The sequence below is a fragment of the Rhodococcus artemisiae genome, assembly GCF_036327795.1.
In the GTDB taxonomy this organism is placed as follows: Bacteria; Actinomycetota; Actinomycetes; order Mycobacteriales; family Mycobacteriaceae; genus Rhodococcus; species Rhodococcus artemisiae.
This window is the reverse complement of the sequence record NZ_JAUTXY010000002.1, coordinates 48,572-63,588: the sequence shown is the minus strand read 5'-3', so window position 1 is coordinate 63,588 and position 15,017 is coordinate 48,572. Positions and strand designations below refer to the sequence as shown.

Genomic DNA, 15,017 nt, shown 5'->3' with positions numbered 1-15,017 from the left:
TGCGATCGACGGCGCCCACTCTCGCACATCTGTACGACACTCCGTCCGTCCAGAGGCACCTTGATCGCCTCGTCACAACGGAACCCGGCGTGTGCCCCGGACCACGACAAGGAAGGATGTCGGGTGTGAACTCGCCGGAGCAACGACCGCAGCCCGGCCTCGACATGCTTGCCGCCATTCAGAGGGAGCTCGAACGCAGCCTGCTCGGGGGCGAACGCCGCTATACGGTCGACGAGGTCGCCACGATGGCAGGCATGTCCCCCGCGCGGGTCCGGCGACTGTGGCAGGCGTTGGGATTCACCGTCGATCCCGAGCCCGACGCGGAGATGTTCACCGACGGCGACGTCGGTGCGCTACGGGATATCGCGGCGATCGTCGGTAGCGGCGTGATCGACGAGAACCTCGAGCTCTCGGCGGCCCGGTCGCTCGGCCAGTCGATCTCACGACTCGCCGAATGGGAACTGACCCTGTTCAACACCCACCTCTTCGACAACCTCGTCGAGGAGCATTCCGATGTGTCGGCCGAGGAGATGCCCGATCTCATCGATGCGCTCGTGCAGCAGCTGTCGATGCGGGCCGAAACCCTGCAGAGCCACATCTGGCGACGTCACATCGTCAGTACCACGGAGCGTTCCGTCTGGCGCCCCGAGGGAGACGCACCTCTGCGCGAGGTCGTGGTCGGATTCGCCGACATGGTCGGCTACACACAGCTCACCCGTCGCATCGATGCGGGGGAACTCAACGAACTGCTCGAGTACTTCGAATCCGAGGTCACTGCGGCCATCACCGGACACCACGGGTGGGTCATCAAGACCGTGGGCGACGAAGTGATGTTCGCGGCGGAGGATCCGGCCGACGGCGCACGGATCGCGCTCGAACTGCAGGAGACCTTCGGCGCGAGCAAGGACACACCTGAGCTCCGGGTGGGCCTGGCCTGGGGGCCGGTGCTGGCACGCTTCGGCGACCTGTTCGGTTCCGTCGTCAACAACGCTGCCCGTCTCACCGGCGCGGCCCGGCCCGGCTCGATCCTGGTGGACGAGAAGCTCGCCGCCGAGCTCGATCCGGACGAGTTCCGGATCCAGCCTCTGCGCAGGCTCAGGGTCAAGGACTTCCGCCGGTCGCGGCCGTTCGTCCTGCGGGCGCCGGATCGACGACGCTGGTCCCTCTGATCAGACCCCCCGGCACTACTGCCCCCTCGCCGCGCGACGAGCCGCGAGGAAGTCGTCGACGATCTGTTCGCATGCCCCCCGCCCGATAGGCGGCAGGGTGACGAGCCGGTTGAACACGACCGGGCCGACCAGCTGGATGAGAGCGAGGTCGTAGTCGAACTCGCCGAGGTCCTCGTGCGCCGACTCCGTGCCGAGCACGCGGTCGAACGACGAGCGGTAGCGCTCGACGAGCTGCTCGCGCAGCGATTGTAGTTCGGGGCGTTCCAGAGCTTCCGGGTCCGCCGGGCGGCTCGCGTGGACGAGTTCCGGTCCCATCCCGAGCCAGCACATCGCGGCGAGGGGAATGGGTACTTCCTCGACGATCCGCGCCTGACCGATGAGCAGTTCGACGAGTTGTTCGCGCAGGTCGGCGTTCTCCGGCACGGGCGGGGCCGGCGGGATCAAGCGCGCGAAGGCAGCGGCCACGAGCTCGGTGCCGTTCGCGAAATGCCGGTAGAGCGTCGCGCGACCCACCCCGGCGCGGGTTGTCACGGCATCGATCGTGACGGCGTCGGCGCCGCCCGTGGCGAGCAGGTCGGTGGCGGCGTCGAGCAGCCGTGCCCGCGACCGCACCTTCCGTGGATCGGGTTCTCGGGATGTCTGGGCATCGTCGCGTGCGCTCACACCCACAGTTTCTCTCGTGTCGGTCATGACCTGGTTATGGAACCGTCGTTTCCGTTACGATACCGACAGTCTCGTTTGTGGTTCCGCAAATCCTCAGTGGCCCCAGAAGAGTGGTTCCAGAAATCCGCCGCGACGTTCGGAAGGCAACCGTGCCCGAAGCATCAGCACCTCCGGAGTCCGAGATTCGCACTGCCCGTATGACGCGCGCTCAACTGTGGCTGCTCGTCGTGGCGTGCGCCTCGGTGTCCGCGGTAATTGCGGCGATGGCGGCACTCAACACCGCGTTGCCCGACATCGCCGTCGATACCGGTGCAACGCAGAGTCAACTGACATGGGTGGTCGACGGCTACACGCTCGCACTCGCCGCACTACTGCTCCCGTGCGGCGCCCTGGGAGACCGGTTCGGCCGGCGCGGCGTCCTCGTCATCGGCCTGGTGATCTTCGGCCTCGGGTCGGCGCTTCCGCTGATCACCGACGGTCCGACGTGGTTGATCGCGTCGCGGGGCATCGCCGGCGTCGGGGCTGCCCTGGTCATGCCGGCCACGCTGTCGCTCATCACGACGGGATTCTCTCCGGAGCACCGAGCACGAGCGATCGGGATCTGGGCTGGGGTGGCCGGATCCGGGGCAGTCGTCGGCATGATCGTCTCCGGAGTCATCCTCGAATACGCCTCATGGAAGCTGATCTTCGGCGGATTCGCTGTCGCATCCCTCGTCATGGTCGTGATGTCACTGACGATCCCGTCCTCGCGGGCCGAGAATCCCGGGCGCTTCGACATCGGCGGCAGCATCCTCGCGATCGCGTCCATCGGCCTGTTCGTCCTGGGTGTGATGGAAGGCCCCCATCGGGGCTGGCTCGACCCGGTGACACTGGGTTGCGTCGCTGTCGGTCTCGCTGCCGCCGTCGGGTTCGTGTTCGCCGAACTACGAGCCTCCGAGCCACTGCTCGACATGCGCCTGTTCGGCAACCGCGAATTCGGCGTGGGTGCCGCTGCTCTGAACCTGCAGTTCCTCGCCGGGTTCGGGCTGTTCTTCCTGATGGTGCAGTATCTCCAGCTCGTCCAAGGCTATTCACCGCTGATGTCGTCCGTCGCGATGACTCCCATCTTCGTCCTCGTGATGATCATGTCGGTCGCAGTGCCGCTGATGCTCCGATGGATCGGACTGCGCATCCTGATGAGCGTCGGCCTGGCCTTGATCGGGGTGTCGCTGATCTTCCTCGGCCTGCTCGACGCGGACTCGTCGTACCTCGATGTCGCGCTGGCGATGATGGTGACGGGCGTCGGCGTCGGATTCTGTACCGCCCCCGGGACGCACGCGATCGTGTCGAACACCCCGGAAGACCAGCAGGGTGTCGCATCGGCCGTAAACGATGCGACGCGCGAGATCGGGGCGGCAATCGGTGTCGCTGCGGCGGGCAGCGTCCTCGCCGCCGCATACGGGAACCGGATCGCGCCGACCGCGGAGATGATCCCGGAACCGGCGCGGGGGGCCGTGGAGGATTCCCTCGCCGCCGCCTTGCAGGTCGCGGAACAGGCCGGTCCTCAGGGCGAACAACTCGCCGCACTCGCCCAGGACGCGTTCCTCGAGGGCATGCAGCAGGCCTCATTCGCTCTCGCGGCGGTTCTGCTGGTGGGCGCGGTCGGTGCGGCATTCTGGGCGCCGCCACGCAGCTGAGCCCAACCTCTTCCAGAACCCACAGGTCCCATCCGCAACGCCCATCCACCATGCCCATCGTCGATTCGGCGGTGGGCATTGTGTCGTGGGCGCGATCACTGTAGCCTTCAGTTAACAGTTACTCATCGTCACACTTAAAGGTGGAGGCATGACCGCATCGCTCACCCGCGAGAACAGCAAGGGTTTCGTTCCAGGACTCCCGATCTCCGACCGCGAGGACACCGCGCGACGCCTGCTCGCATCGTCCGCCCGCAAGTCGTACGACCCGGTCATCGAGGTCGACTGGGACGCACCGATCCCCGACGACAAATTCGGCATGACACCGGAATGGAGCACGCTCTACGGCACCGCACTGTGGGACGAGCTGACCGACGAGCAGCGCATCGAGCTGACCAAGCACGAGGCTGCGAGCGTGTCGGGCGTCGGCCTGTGGTTCGAGATCCTGCTCATGCAGATGCTGCTGCGCGACGTGTACGGCCGCAACAAGCACTCGAGCCATGTGCAGTTCGCGCTCACCGAGGTCGCCGACGAGTGCCGTCACTCCGTGATGTTCGCGCACGCCGGCGAACGCCTCGGAATGCCCGGCTACGGTCCTCCGAAGTACATCCATCACCTGGGACGGCTGTGGGGTCACTACTTCCGCGGCGCCAACGCCTACGCCTCGGTGATGGCCGCCGAGGAGATCCTCGACATGATGCAGCGCGACTTCATGCGCGACGAGCGCGTCCAGCCGGTCACCCGCACTGTGAGCAAGATCCACGTCCTCGAGGAAGCTCGGCACATCCGGTTCGCTCGCGAGGAGGTCACCCGACGACTCACAGGCGCGAGCCGCACACGGCTCGCGATCGAGCGTGTCAACACTGCGGTGGTCGTGTACTTCGTCGTCAAGAGCATGATCCATCCCCGCGTGTACACCAACGCCGGGCTCGACCGTGACCGCGCCCTCGCCGAGGCGAAGGGCAACAAGCACCACCACGACAAGGTGCGCAAGTCCGGCGCCAAGCTCATGACGTTCCTCGACAGCGTCGGACTGATCGGCGGGCCGTCGAAGATCCTCTACAAGAAGGTTCATCTTCTCTGACGGCTCATCTGCCCTGACCGAGACGGACCCACTGAGCGGAACGGCGCGGCCGAACCATCGGCCGCGCCGTTACGCTCCGGTCCCATGAGTATCGCGAACCCGGCCGATTTCACCGGACACGCAGTCGTCGTCACCGGCGGCACGAAGGGCATCGGCTTCGTCATCGCCGAGACCTTCCTCGCTTCGGGCGCCGACGTGCTCGTGTGCGGGCGGTCCGAGCCCGAGACTCTCCCGGAAGCGGACGGCCGCAAGGCGTCGTTCTTCGCCGCAGACATCCGTGCCGCCGACCAGGCGGCTGCCGTCGTCGATGCGGCGGCCGCCGAATTCGGCCGACTCGATGTGCTGGTCAACAATGCGGGGGGCTCCCCCGACGCGGACGCGGCGACGGTGTCGACACGATTCTTCGACCGGATCCTCTCCCTCAATCTTTCTGCGCCCTTCTATGCAGCACAGGCCGCGAACCGCGTCATGAGCACCCAGCCCACCGGCGGCTCGATCATCAACATCGGCAGTGTGTCGGCGCACGATCCCCAGCCCGGCACCGCCGCATACACCGCAGCCAAGGCCGGCCTGCTCGCACTCACCAAGGCGCTCGCGCTCGAGTGGGCACCGAAAGTGCGGGTCAATCACATCACCACGGGCCTGATCCGTACCGAAGCTGCAGCTCACGTCTACGGCGACGACGGTGGAGCTGCGGTGACGAAGACTCTGCCCATGCAGCGGATGGCCGTGCCCTCCGACATCGCGGGGGCCTGCCTGTACCTGGCCGGACCGCTTGCGTCCTACGTCAACGGCGCCGATCTCGCCGTCCACGGCGGGGGCGAGGTGCCCGCGCGCTTCATGGCTCTGAATCCTCAGTAACAACTCCCGATAGCCGACACCTCCGCCCCCGGCGCCACCGCGGCCCGGGGGCGTTTTCGGCTGTACATCCACCATCGAAGACTGTGACCCTTGACACCACATCCTGGTGAATGTACCTTCAGGCTTAATGAATGAGTATTCATTCTCTCACTTCGACAAGGGAGTCACCATGACCGACTTCGACGACATCACCTACGAGGTCGACGGCGCCGCCGCGATCATCACGATCAATCGCCCCGAGCGCTACAACGCCTTTCGCGGCAAGACCGTCGAGGAACTGATCAAGGCTTTCCGCTCCGCCTGGGCCGACACCCGCGTCTCGGCGATCATCCTCACCGGCGCGGGAGAGAAGGCCTTCTGCACCGGCGGCGACGTCAAACAGCGCGCCGAGACCGGCGATTACGGCCCCACCGAGAGCGGCATGTTCGAGATCGGCAACCTGCACAAGCTCATCCGCGATGTTCCCAAACCCGTCATCGCTGCGGTCAACGGCATCGCCGTCGGCGGCGGACACGTCCTGCACGTCCTGTGCGATCTCACCATCGCCTCGGAGAACGCGAAGTTCGGCCAGGCCGGACCCCGCGTCGGATCGTTCGATGCCGGATTCGGCTCCGCCTTCCTCGCCCGCATCGTCGGCGAGAAGCGCGCCCGCGAGATCTGGTACCTGTGCCGCCAGTACGACGCCCCCACAGCCGAGCGTTGGGGTCTCGTGAACTGGGTGGTCCCCCAGGACAAGTTGCTCGACGAGGCCAAGGCCGTCGTCGCCGAGATCGCCGAGAAGAGCCCCACCGCGATCCGATTCCTCAAGCAGTCGTTCAACGCCGACACCGATCACCAGGCCGGTCTGAGTAACCTCGCGATGTCTGCACTCGACCTGTTCGGCAAGTCCGACGAAGGCCTCGAAGGAGCGAAGGCATTCGCCGAGAAGCGGCCCGCCGAATTCTCGAAGTACGTCAAGGCCTGACCGCATCTTCCACGCCGAGAGGACAATTCACATGAACAACATCGCACTCGTCACGGGAGCCGGTTCCGGAATCGGTAAATCCATTGCGTTGGCCTTCGCCGCGCAGGGCGACAAGGTGATCGCCGCCGACCTCGATCTCGCGGCCGCCGAGGCCACCGCGAAGGAGCACCCCGACCTGATCACCGCGCTCCCCGTCGACATCTCCGACCGCGGCCAGGTCGACGCACTCCGCGAACACACCCACGCTCAGGTCGGTGTACCCAACGTCCTCGTCAACGCTGCAGGATGGGACCGGACCGACCAGTTCCTCAATGCCACAACCGAATTTGCGCAGAAGGTCGTCGCGATCAACTACCTCGGCCCGGTGAACATCTGCAGCGCCTTCCTGCCCGGGATCATCGAGGCAGGCAACGGCGGGCGGGTCATCAACCTCGCCAGCGACGCCGGCCGCGTCGGCAGCTCGGGCGAATCCATCTACGCCGGGGCCAAGGGCGGCGTCATCGCGCTCACCAAATCGCTTGCACGAGAAATGGCACGGCACAGCATCAACGTCAATTGTGTGTGCCCCGGCCCCACCGACACACCGCTGTTCCAGTCACAGGACGAGAAGCTCAAGGCGGCACTGATCAAAGCCATCCCGTTCCGGCGGCTCGCCCGCCCCGACGAGGTCGCCGCCCCGGTTCTGTTCTTCGCTTCCGACTCCGCATCGTTCATCACCGGACAGGTGATCAGCGTCAGCGGCGGCCTCACCATGGCCGGCTGAGCGCACTCACCAGGACAGGACGAGACACATGACCGCGTCGTACAACGCCCGGGCCTACCGGGAGTACTTCGAGAACGACTTCACGTATCTCAACGGATTCCGGCGCAACACCGGGCGTTACGCGCACCGGGTCGCCCTCACCGACCCCGCTTCCGGGCGCCGGTGGACCTACCAGCAGCTCGGTGAACGAGTCGACCGGATCGCGACCGGCCTCGCCGACGCGGGTGTCCGGAGCGGCGACGTCGTCGCGTACCAGCTGTTCAACGGAATCGAGTTCGCCGAGCTGTACCTCGCGGTGCAGGCCGTCGGCGCTGTCGGCTCACCAGTCAACTTCCGTCTGGCCGCGGGAGAGACCGCGTTCGTGCTCGACACCAGCACACCGAAAGCGTTCGTCTACGACACCGAACTCACTCCGACCGTGGAGGGGGCACTCGAACACTCGTCGCACACACCCGATGTGATGATCGCGGTCGGCGACGGCGAGACCGTCTCCGTCCCGGGTGCCACCGCGATGCGCTACCAGGATCTCCCCGCCGACCGGATCGCGTTGCCGCCGCTGCACCGGACCGTCTGGGACGAGACCACCCGCCTGTACACGTCGGGCACCACCGGCATGCCCAAGGGCGTCCCGCTCAACAGCATGATCGAGATCCTCAGCGCGCACGACGTGATCATGCATTTCCCGCTCGGCCCCGAGGACAGGACACTCAACATGACCCCGTGGTTCCACCGCGGCGGCCTGTACTCCGGCGGACCGAACCCGACGTTCTACATCGGCGGACAGGTGGTGCCGCTGCGCACCTTCGATCCCGATCGGGTCCTCGATCTCGTCGAAGAGCTGGGCCTGACCTTCCTCATCGGCGCACCCACGAACCTCGCCATGCTCGCCACCGCGCAGGAGCAACGTGCCCGCGACCTGTCGACACTGCGCGGCATCGTCACGATGGGCGCTCCCCTCGAGCGCGATGCTGCACTCCGCTACCAGAAGGTGCTCAACCCGCGAATCTTCAACGGGTACGGGAGCACCGAGGGGTTCTGGAACACCTTCCTCCGTCCGTCCGATCTCCCCGAGCACGCCGGGACCGCGGGCCGCGCCTGTACCGACGACGATGTTCGCGTCGTGCACGTGTATCCGGAACGGCTCGCCGATCCTGACGACGTGGTCGCGCGCGACGGCGACGAGGTAGGCGAGGTCATCGTCCGGTCACCGAAGTGTTCCAACGCCTACTTCGACTCTCCGGACCAGGAGAAGGCCAAGTTCCGGAACGGCTGGTTGCACATCGGAGACCTGGCGACGTGGGATGCCGGCGAGTTCGTCACGATCGTCGGCCGCAAGGACGACATGCTCGTCTCCGGCGGAGAGAACGTGCATCCCGTTCAGGTCGAAGAAGCACTCAATCAGCACCCGGGCGTGCAGGACTCATTGGTCGTCGGTGTCCCGGACGAACGGTGGGGGCGCATCGTCGTCGCCTATGTCGTCGCGTCCGATCCCGACCTGACCGTCGACGCGCTCGACGAGCACTGCCGCGCTCACCACCTGCTGTCCTCGTTCAAACGGCCGCGAGCATACCGGTTCGTCGATTCCCTCCCGGTTTCGGCAACGGGAAAGAAGCTGCACTACAAGGCAACCGCGGCGGCAGCGAACGAATTCACCGACGGCCACTTCACCACCCCTACCGCTACCGGGATGATCCGATGAACAACGCACTGATCCACGAATCCGAACATCTCCAGTTCCGCGAGGTCGCACGAGACTTCGTACGCGAGAAGATCACACCCGTCCACGAGGACTGGGAACGCGCGAGCTGCCTCGATCGCTCCCTGTTCGTCGAGGCAGGCAAGCTCGGCCTGCTGGGCTTCTCGGTCCCCGACGAGTACGGCGGGCCGGGTGTCGACGACTTCCGCTACAACGCCATCTTGATCGACGAGGTCAACCGGGCCGGTCATGCCGCCGCCGGTATCGCGTTCTCGCTGCAGAACGATGTAGTGCTGCCCTATCTCACCGACATGACCACAGACGAACAGAAAGCACGCTGGCTGCCCCGCGTCGTCAGCGGCGAGACGGTCCTCGGCATTGCGATGACCGAACCCGGAACGGGCAGCGACCTGACGGGCATCCGCACGTCGGCGGTCCGCGACGGCGACCACTACATCGTCAACGGCTCGAAGACGTTCATCTCCAACGGACAGAACGGTGACTTGTTCGTCGTCGCGACCCGCACCTCCGACGACCCGCACAAGGGCCTGACGCTGCTGGTCGCCGAAGCCGACATGCCCGGCTTCTCGCGTGGCCGGAACCTGGAGAAGATCGGTCTGCACGCGCAGGACACCAGTGAGCTGACGTTCACCGATATGCGTGTGCCCGTCGCGAATCGCCTGGGCGAGGAGGGGCAGGGCTTCTATCAGCTCGTGCACAATCTGCCTCAGGAGCGCTTGTCGCTCGCAGTGGGTGCGGTCGCCGCAGCCGAAGGTATCTTCGAGACGACGCTCGCCTACGTGCGGGAACGCAAGGCCTTCGGTAAACCGGTGTCCGGCTTCCAGAACACCCAGTTCGTGCTGGCCGAACTGTCCACCGAACTCGACCTGGCCCGCACCTTCCTCGACGACTGCATCGCCGAGCACGTCGACGGCAGGCTCACCGCCGCTCGCGCCGCGCGGTTGAAGTGGTGGACCACCGAACTGCAGGTGCGTGTCGCCGACCGATGCCTGCAGTTGCACGGCGGCTACGGTTACATGCGTGAGTACGCCGTGTCGCGGGCATTCGTCGATGCCCGCATCCAGACGATCTACGGCGGTACCACCGAGATCATGAAGACGATCATCGCCAAGGATCTCGGAATCTGACGAGAACGGCGGCGCGACAGGAGCACGACATGACCAGCGACCAGGACGAACTGTCCGTCCACGACGCGGTGCGGGCGGTACGGACGGATTCGCGGCGACGCCAGGTCCTTCGCGCCGCCGCAACGGTCATGCAGCGAACCGGTTTCCATCAGATGTCCATGCAGGCGCTCGCCGATGAGGCGGGTGTCAGCGTGGGCCTGATCTACAAGTACTTCGGGGGCAAGGAGGACGTCCTCCTCGCGACGATCATCAGCATCCTGGAATCGTTCCGCGACCAGCTGGCGCCCGCGATGGAAACTGCGGGCGACGACCCCGTCGAACGCCTCGTCGCCGGCATGCGGCGGTATATCGAGATCGTCGACGAGAACATCGATGCAGTGACGTTGACGTATCGGGAGAGCCGGACACTCGATCGCGCCGGCCGCGACCGCATCAAGGAACTCGAGGTGTCGACCTCGGCACCACTGCGGGAAGTCCTCGAAGACGGCATCGCCGCGGGCGTCATGAACGACGTCGACGTCGATCTCATGGTGTTCGACCTACTGCTGCTCGCACACGGGTGGGCGCTCAAGCACTGGCACTTCGGGGCCCTCTACTCGTTGGACGAGTACATCCGTCTGCAGATCCGCTTCGTGCTCAACACGATCCTGCCGGCCGAGCGCCGCGACGATTACGCCCACCTGGTTCGCTGACCCTCGTCTCCGCACGCGAGCGCACTGGAGATCTTCCGGGCGAAGTCGGCCACCAGAGGTGCCATCCATTCCAGCTGGATCGCGCGCACTCCACCGGCCAGCGACACGCTCGCGATGATTCCACCGGTGCCCCGCAGGGGTGCACCGACACTGCCGATTCCGACGATCGATTCCTCGCGGTCGAACGCGATGCCGTGGTGCTTGCGGACACGGTTCAGTTCCTGGTGGAGCATCACCCGGTCGGTGATCGTGTGGTGGGTGGCCGGAGCCAGTCGGGAGGGATACAGGCTGTCGACCTGCTCGGGGTCGAGCGTCGCGAGCATGGCCTTGCCACCGGCGGTGGCGTAGGCCGCGGTGCGGCCACCCACCCTCGTCGGCAGCCCGGCAGCGCCTGCGCCACCGACCTTGTCGAGGCAGTACACCTGCGCTCCGTCGAGAACGTCCAGATGCACGACGCCACCGGTCTGCATTGCCAGTTCGTGGAGGTGTGGCGCCGCGCATTCACGGAGACGGTCTCGGTCGATGTCGCCGCCGAGCCCGAGAGCACGGGATCCGAGCCCGTAACCGAGCGCGCTGTGCTCGAGCCAGTCGAGGCGGACGAGCTGTTCGAGGATGCGGTGCACGGTCGACCGGGGCAGGCCCGAGCGGAACGTCACCTCTTCGAGTGTGAGCCTGGCGATGCTTGCATCGAAGGCTTCGAGGATGCGTGTCATTCGCTCGACCATCGAGGGTGGTGGCGGGCGCAGCATCGTGGCGTCGGCCTGCGTGAACTCCGAATCGACGACTGTCAACGTGCCCTCCATCGCTAGTGGTCGGGTGCGGAACTCGAGCAGAACTGAAATTGGTTACTGCACGATTGAAGCAAAGATCGGCCCCCGGAGAAGTACAGCACACAGAGTGTATGTGCGCTACGGATGCAAATACATCGGCGCGTCGCGCTGCATTTCCCGGTGCACTGGTAGAGATCATCGATTGCGACTATCGTCACGACCGTGAGCAGGACGTACGAACAGTCGCCGGGGTATCCGTCGGCGCATGTCCATGCCCGGAAACTGTGTATCTGCGGGTGCCAGGCCCGCTGACCGCCCGCACCCGTAGCCTCCGGTCCCACGACTCGGCCAGCTCGACGATCGCTGCACGGGTCGCGGACCGCAAGGTCGGCGCATCCCCTGAATCACCCGAGCACTGAATCACCCGAGAAAACCGGAGCCCGAAACCCATGAGTGACACCACGCCCGACGCTGTCGATCCGACCGCCGACTGGAACTTCGAGACGAAGCAGATCCACGTAGGACAGCCCGCCGGCGGCGACACCAAAGCCCGGGCGCTTCCGATCTACCAGACCACGAGCTACACGTTCGACAACACCGACCACGCTGCCGCGCTGTTCGGTCTCGCCGAAACCGGCAACATCTACACCCGCATCATGAACCCCACCCAGGATGCGGTCGAGCAGCGCATCGCAGCCCTCGAAGGCGGCGTCGCAGCATTGCTGCTCGCCTCCGGCCAGGCAGCCGAGACCCTCGCGATCCTCAACGTCGCCCAGGCCGGCGACCACATCGTTGCGAGCCCGTACCTGTACGGCGGCACCTACAACCTGCTGCACTACACGCTCACCAAACTCGGCATCGAAACCACCTTCGTCGAGGATCCCGACGATCTCGAGCAGTGGCGCGCGGCCATCCGTTCCAACACCCGGGCGTTCTTCGCCGAGACCATCGCGAACCCGAAGAACCACATCCTCGACATTCCCGGCGTCTCCGGTGTCGCGCACGAGAACGGCCTGCCGCTGATCGTCGACAACACAGTTGCCACCCCGTACCTGATCCGCCCGCTCGAGCACGGCGCCGACATCGTCGTCCACTCGGCCACCAAGTACCTCGGCGGACACGGCACCGCAATCGCCGGCGTCATCGTCGACGGCGGCAACTTCGACTGGACGCAGGGGCGCCACGACGGGTTCACCACCCCCGACCCCAGCTACCACGGTGTCGTCTACGCCGACCTCGGCGCACCCGCATTCGCCCTCAAGGCGCGTGTCCAGCTCCTGCGCGATCTCGGCTCCGCGGTGTCGCCGTTCAACGCGTTCCTCATCTCGCAGGGACTCGAAACCCTGAGTCTGCGCATCGAGCGCCACGTCTCCAACGCCCAGAAGGTCGCCGAGTTCCTCGACCAGCGCCCCGAGGTCACCTCGGTCGCCTACCCCGGCCTGAAGTCGTCACCGTGGTACGACCGCGCCCAGCAGCTCGCACCCAAGGGCGCGGGCGCGATCGTGGTGTTCGAGCTCGCCGGCGGCATCGATGCCGGTAAGCGGTTCGTGAACGCACTGACCCTGCACAGCCACGTGGCCAACATCGGCGACGTGCGGTCCCTGGTCATCCACCCGGCGTCGACCACGCACTCCCAGCTCTCCGCCGAGGAACAGCTCGCGGCCGGCGTCACTCCCGGACTCGTCCGCCTCGCCGTCGGTATCGAGCACATCGACGACATCCTCGCCGATATCACCGTCGGCCTCGAGGCTGCCGGAAGCTGATCTCGCCGGCCACGGAACAACACGGGCAGGGGAGGGAGCACGTCGCGTGTCCCTCCCCTGCCCGCCTCGTCACTCGCTGAAACGGCCGCCGTAGGTGTGCACGATCACGACCTCCGGGTGCCACGGCACGAGGTCGTCCACCGCCGACTGGAGTTCGTCCACCGGGGGAAGTTTCTCGGGCGACAGGACATGGACGAGCGCCGTCCGTTGCTGCAACGACACGTCGGTGACCTGCGAAACGGACTCGTCTCCGAGCCAGATCCGTGCAGCATCGGCGATCTGACCGGCCCACAGCGACGACAACGAGTTCACCACCATCGGAACCGCCACGATGATCAAGCCTGTGACCAGGACTGCATAGGCCCGGCCTCGCCTAGCTTCGCCGGCCCCGGCCTCGCGTGCATACCCCACGACGACGAGCACCACCGTCGCCGTCACGATCATCGCCACCATGTTCGACGCGAACAGCACGAACGCACCGAGCGCGAGCCCCGGCGCGCCCGAGCCGAGACACACGCCGACCACCGCGAGCGGCGGTACCAGCGAGATCGCTATGGCCACACCGGGAAGCACGTCTCCGACGTCGCGCCGGGTGATGGCGATGACGCCGACCAACCCGGTTGCCAGCGCGGCGGTGAGATCCATCAGCTTCGGAGACGTACGGCCGACCACCTGAGAATTCGACAGTACGTTCGTCGGATTGGGCAGCAACTGCGAGACGACGAATCCGATCGCCACCACCAGCACGATTCCCAAGAGTACGAGGAGCAGACTGCGGACGATCAGCCTTCCCTGTGCAGTCGCAATCCCCAGTCCGACACCGAGAATGGGGACCGACAACGGCGCGACGATCATGGCGCCGATCACCGTCGCGGTCGAATCGCCCGCCACACCCGACGCGGCGATCACCGCGGACAACGTCAGCATGATCCAGAAGGCCGAGCGTTTCGATGCAGACTCTCCCGCGCTGAGATCGAGGCGATCGACAAGTTCGTCGAGCGTCCGCCGCTGACTGTCCGGAACCAGTACGTTCATGGCCGATCCCCGCTCTGCCGGATGACGAAATCACAAGGTGTTCAGCGCCTTACCGAACTGCATTATCGCGAGCAGCACGAGCAGGGCGACGTTGAGAAGTTTCGTGTGCGTTGCGATCCAGGTTCGCAGGTCGGTCAGCGGCTTCTGTGCACGCTCCCCGCGGATCAGCAGGAACAGGACGGGCACGGCAACAGACGACACCGATACGATCACGAATGCAATGGAGGTAACCCACACGACGCTGCCCGTCAGCCCGCTGAGCCTCAGGGTGAGGGCAGCCGCAACCGCACACGACAGGTCCACGGGATTGAGCACGAACAGGCCGACTCCGAGACCGAAGCTCTTGCCCGGGCCGAATTCCGAGATCGCCCGGAACATTGCCGGGAGTTCCGGCGTGGGCTCGGCACCTTCCGCACGTTCGGCACTGATCGCCTTGATCCGTTGCGATGCAACGAACATGATCCCCGAACCGACCGCGAAGACAAGAGCGAGCGTCAGATGCAGGATAGGAACCCACAGCGGTGGATCATGATGCTCGTGCACGGCGAGCCTGCTCAGGATCAGATACGTCACCCCGATCGCGGAGCACGCACCGAGTACCCACCCTGCAAGAAATGCAAGGCTGTTCGGCCGTGCTCGTGCCGACAGGAGGACCGCAACCACACCGATGATCGCGAGCGGGCTCATGATGATCCCGAGCGCGAGTGGAATCAGCTGAACCACCACACCACTCATG

General features: G+C 65.7%; 14 protein-coding genes. 10 read left to right on the top strand and 4 right to left on the bottom strand.

Going from position 1 to position 15,017, the window contains the following annotated elements:
* Positions 1–116 precede the first annotated feature (116 nt).
* Positions 117–1,169, top strand: a complete 1,053-nt coding sequence (locus Q7514_RS04540; protein ID WP_408016034.1) for an adenylate/guanylate cyclase domain-containing protein — start codon at positions 117–119, stop codon at positions 1,167–1,169.
* A gap of 15 nt (positions 1,170–1,184) precedes the next feature.
* On the opposite strand, the gene Q7514_RS04535 is transcribed toward Q7514_RS04540, so the two are convergent.
* A complete protein-coding gene (locus Q7514_RS04535) occupies positions 1,185–1,859 on the bottom strand; it encodes a TetR/AcrR family transcriptional regulator (protein WP_330132074.1) in 675 nt (224 codons plus the stop codon).
* A gap of 170 nt (positions 1,860–2,029) precedes the next feature.
* On the opposite strand from Q7514_RS04535, the gene Q7514_RS04530 reads away from it, so the two are divergent.
* The 8 genes from Q7514_RS04530 to Q7514_RS04495 all read left to right on the top strand — a co-directional run bounded on the left by Q7514_RS04530 (position 2,030) and on the right by Q7514_RS04495 (position 10,713).
* Positions 2,030–3,508 carry an MFS transporter gene (locus tag Q7514_RS04530; protein ID WP_330132073.1) on the top strand — a complete coding sequence of 493 codons (1,479 nt, stop codon included), beginning with the start codon at positions 2,030–2,032 and terminating at the stop codon, positions 3,506–3,508.
* Between the two features lie 148 nt (positions 3,509–3,656).
* On the top strand, positions 3,657–4,589 hold the full coding sequence (locus Q7514_RS04525; RefSeq protein ID WP_330132072.1) for an AurF N-oxygenase family protein: 933 nt from the start codon (positions 3,657–3,659) through the stop codon (positions 4,587–4,589).
* A gap of 84 nt (positions 4,590–4,673) precedes the next feature.
* A complete protein-coding gene (locus Q7514_RS04520) occupies positions 4,674–5,450 on the top strand; it encodes an SDR family oxidoreductase (protein WP_330132071.1) in 777 nt (258 codons plus the stop codon).
* Positions 5,451–5,619: 169 nt separating this feature from the next.
* Positions 5,620–6,414, top strand: coding sequence for an enoyl-CoA hydratase-related protein (locus Q7514_RS04515; RefSeq protein WP_330132070.1), 795 nt, complete (start codon positions 5,620–5,622; stop codon positions 6,412–6,414).
* Positions 6,415–6,445: 31 nt separating this feature from the next.
* Complete coding sequence (locus Q7514_RS04510; protein ID WP_330132069.1) at positions 6,446–7,177, top strand: SDR family NAD(P)-dependent oxidoreductase; 732 nt, start codon at positions 6,446–6,448, stop codon at positions 7,175–7,177.
* 28 nt (positions 7,178–7,205) lie between these two features.
* Positions 7,206–8,876 carry a class I adenylate-forming enzyme family protein gene (locus tag Q7514_RS04505; RefSeq protein ID WP_330132068.1) on the top strand — a complete coding sequence of 557 codons (1,671 nt, stop codon included), beginning with the start codon at positions 7,206–7,208 and terminating at the stop codon, positions 8,874–8,876.
* On the top strand, positions 8,873–10,021 hold the full coding sequence (locus Q7514_RS04500; RefSeq protein WP_330132067.1) for an acyl-CoA dehydrogenase family protein: 1,149 nt from the start codon (positions 8,873–8,875) through the stop codon (positions 10,019–10,021). Before Q7514_RS04505 ends, Q7514_RS04500 begins: the two co-directional genes overlap by 4 nt.
* 29 nt (positions 10,022–10,050) lie before the next feature.
* Positions 10,051–10,713 carry a TetR/AcrR family transcriptional regulator gene (locus Q7514_RS04495; protein ID WP_330132066.1) on the top strand — a complete coding sequence of 221 codons (663 nt, stop codon included), beginning with the start codon at positions 10,051–10,053 and terminating at the stop codon, positions 10,711–10,713.
* On the opposite strand, the gene Q7514_RS04490 is transcribed toward Q7514_RS04495, so the two are convergent.
* Positions 10,692–11,504 carry an IclR family transcriptional regulator gene (locus Q7514_RS04490; protein ID WP_408016033.1) on the bottom strand — a complete coding sequence of 271 codons (813 nt, stop codon included), beginning with the start codon at positions 11,502–11,504 and terminating at the stop codon, positions 10,692–10,694. The genes Q7514_RS04495 and Q7514_RS04490 overlap by 22 nt on opposite strands.
* Before the next feature lie 428 nt (positions 11,505–11,932).
* On the opposite strand from Q7514_RS04490, the gene Q7514_RS04485 reads away from it, so the two are divergent.
* Positions 11,933–13,246: a bifunctional o-acetylhomoserine/o-acetylserine sulfhydrylase gene (locus tag Q7514_RS04485; RefSeq protein ID WP_330132065.1), complete on the top strand. Its 1,314-nt coding sequence runs from the start codon at positions 11,933–11,935 to the stop codon at positions 13,244–13,246.
* 69 nt (positions 13,247–13,315) lie between these two features.
* On the opposite strand, the gene Q7514_RS04480 is transcribed toward Q7514_RS04485, so the two are convergent.
* Both Q7514_RS04480 and Q7514_RS04475 read right to left on the bottom strand, forming a co-directional pair.
* Positions 13,316–14,281, bottom strand: coding sequence for a TIGR00341 family protein (locus tag Q7514_RS04480; RefSeq protein ID WP_330132064.1), 966 nt, complete (start codon positions 14,279–14,281; stop codon positions 13,316–13,318).
* 30 nt (positions 14,282–14,311) lie between these two features.
* Positions 14,312–15,016, bottom strand: a complete 705-nt coding sequence (locus Q7514_RS04475; protein ID WP_330132063.1) for a GAP family protein — start codon at positions 15,014–15,016, stop codon at positions 14,312–14,314.
* Position 15,017 lies beyond the last annotated feature (1 nt).

Coding starts and splice junctions, on each gene's coding strand:
- Q7514_RS04520 (WP_330132071.1), top strand. CDS start 4,674: ATGAGTATCGCGAACCCGGCCGATTTCACCGGACACGCAGTCGTCGTC.
- Q7514_RS04485 (WP_330132065.1), top strand. CDS start 11,933: ATGAGTGACACCACGCCCGACGCTGTCGATCCGACCGCCGACTGGAAC.
- Q7514_RS04480 (WP_330132064.1), bottom strand. CDS start 14,281: ATGAACGTACTGGTTCCGGACAGTCAGCGGCGGACGCTCGACGAACTT.
- Q7514_RS04510 (WP_330132069.1), top strand. CDS start 6,446: ATGAACAACATCGCACTCGTCACGGGAGCCGGTTCCGGAATCGGTAAA.
- Q7514_RS04535 (WP_330132074.1), bottom strand. CDS start 1,859: ATGACCGACACGAGAGAAACTGTGGGTGTGAGCGCACGCGACGATGCC.
- Q7514_RS04505 (WP_330132068.1), top strand. CDS start 7,206: ATGACCGCGTCGTACAACGCCCGGGCCTACCGGGAGTACTTCGAGAAC.
- Q7514_RS04500 (WP_330132067.1), top strand. CDS start 8,873: ATGAACAACGCACTGATCCACGAATCCGAACATCTCCAGTTCCGCGAG.
- Q7514_RS04475 (WP_330132063.1), bottom strand. CDS start 15,016: ATGAGTGGTGTGGTGGTTCAGCTGATTCCACTCGCGCTCGGGATCATC.
- Q7514_RS04515 (WP_330132070.1), top strand. CDS start 5,620: ATGACCGACTTCGACGACATCACCTACGAGGTCGACGGCGCCGCCGCG.
- Q7514_RS04540 (WP_408016034.1), top strand. CDS start 117: ATGTCGGGTGTGAACTCGCCGGAGCAACGACCGCAGCCCGGCCTCGAC.
- Q7514_RS04525 (WP_330132072.1), top strand. CDS start 3,657: ATGACCGCATCGCTCACCCGCGAGAACAGCAAGGGTTTCGTTCCAGGA.
- Q7514_RS04495 (WP_330132066.1), top strand. CDS start 10,051: ATGACCAGCGACCAGGACGAACTGTCCGTCCACGACGCGGTGCGGGCG.
- Q7514_RS04530 (WP_330132073.1), top strand. CDS start 2,030: ATGACGCGCGCTCAACTGTGGCTGCTCGTCGTGGCGTGCGCCTCGGTG.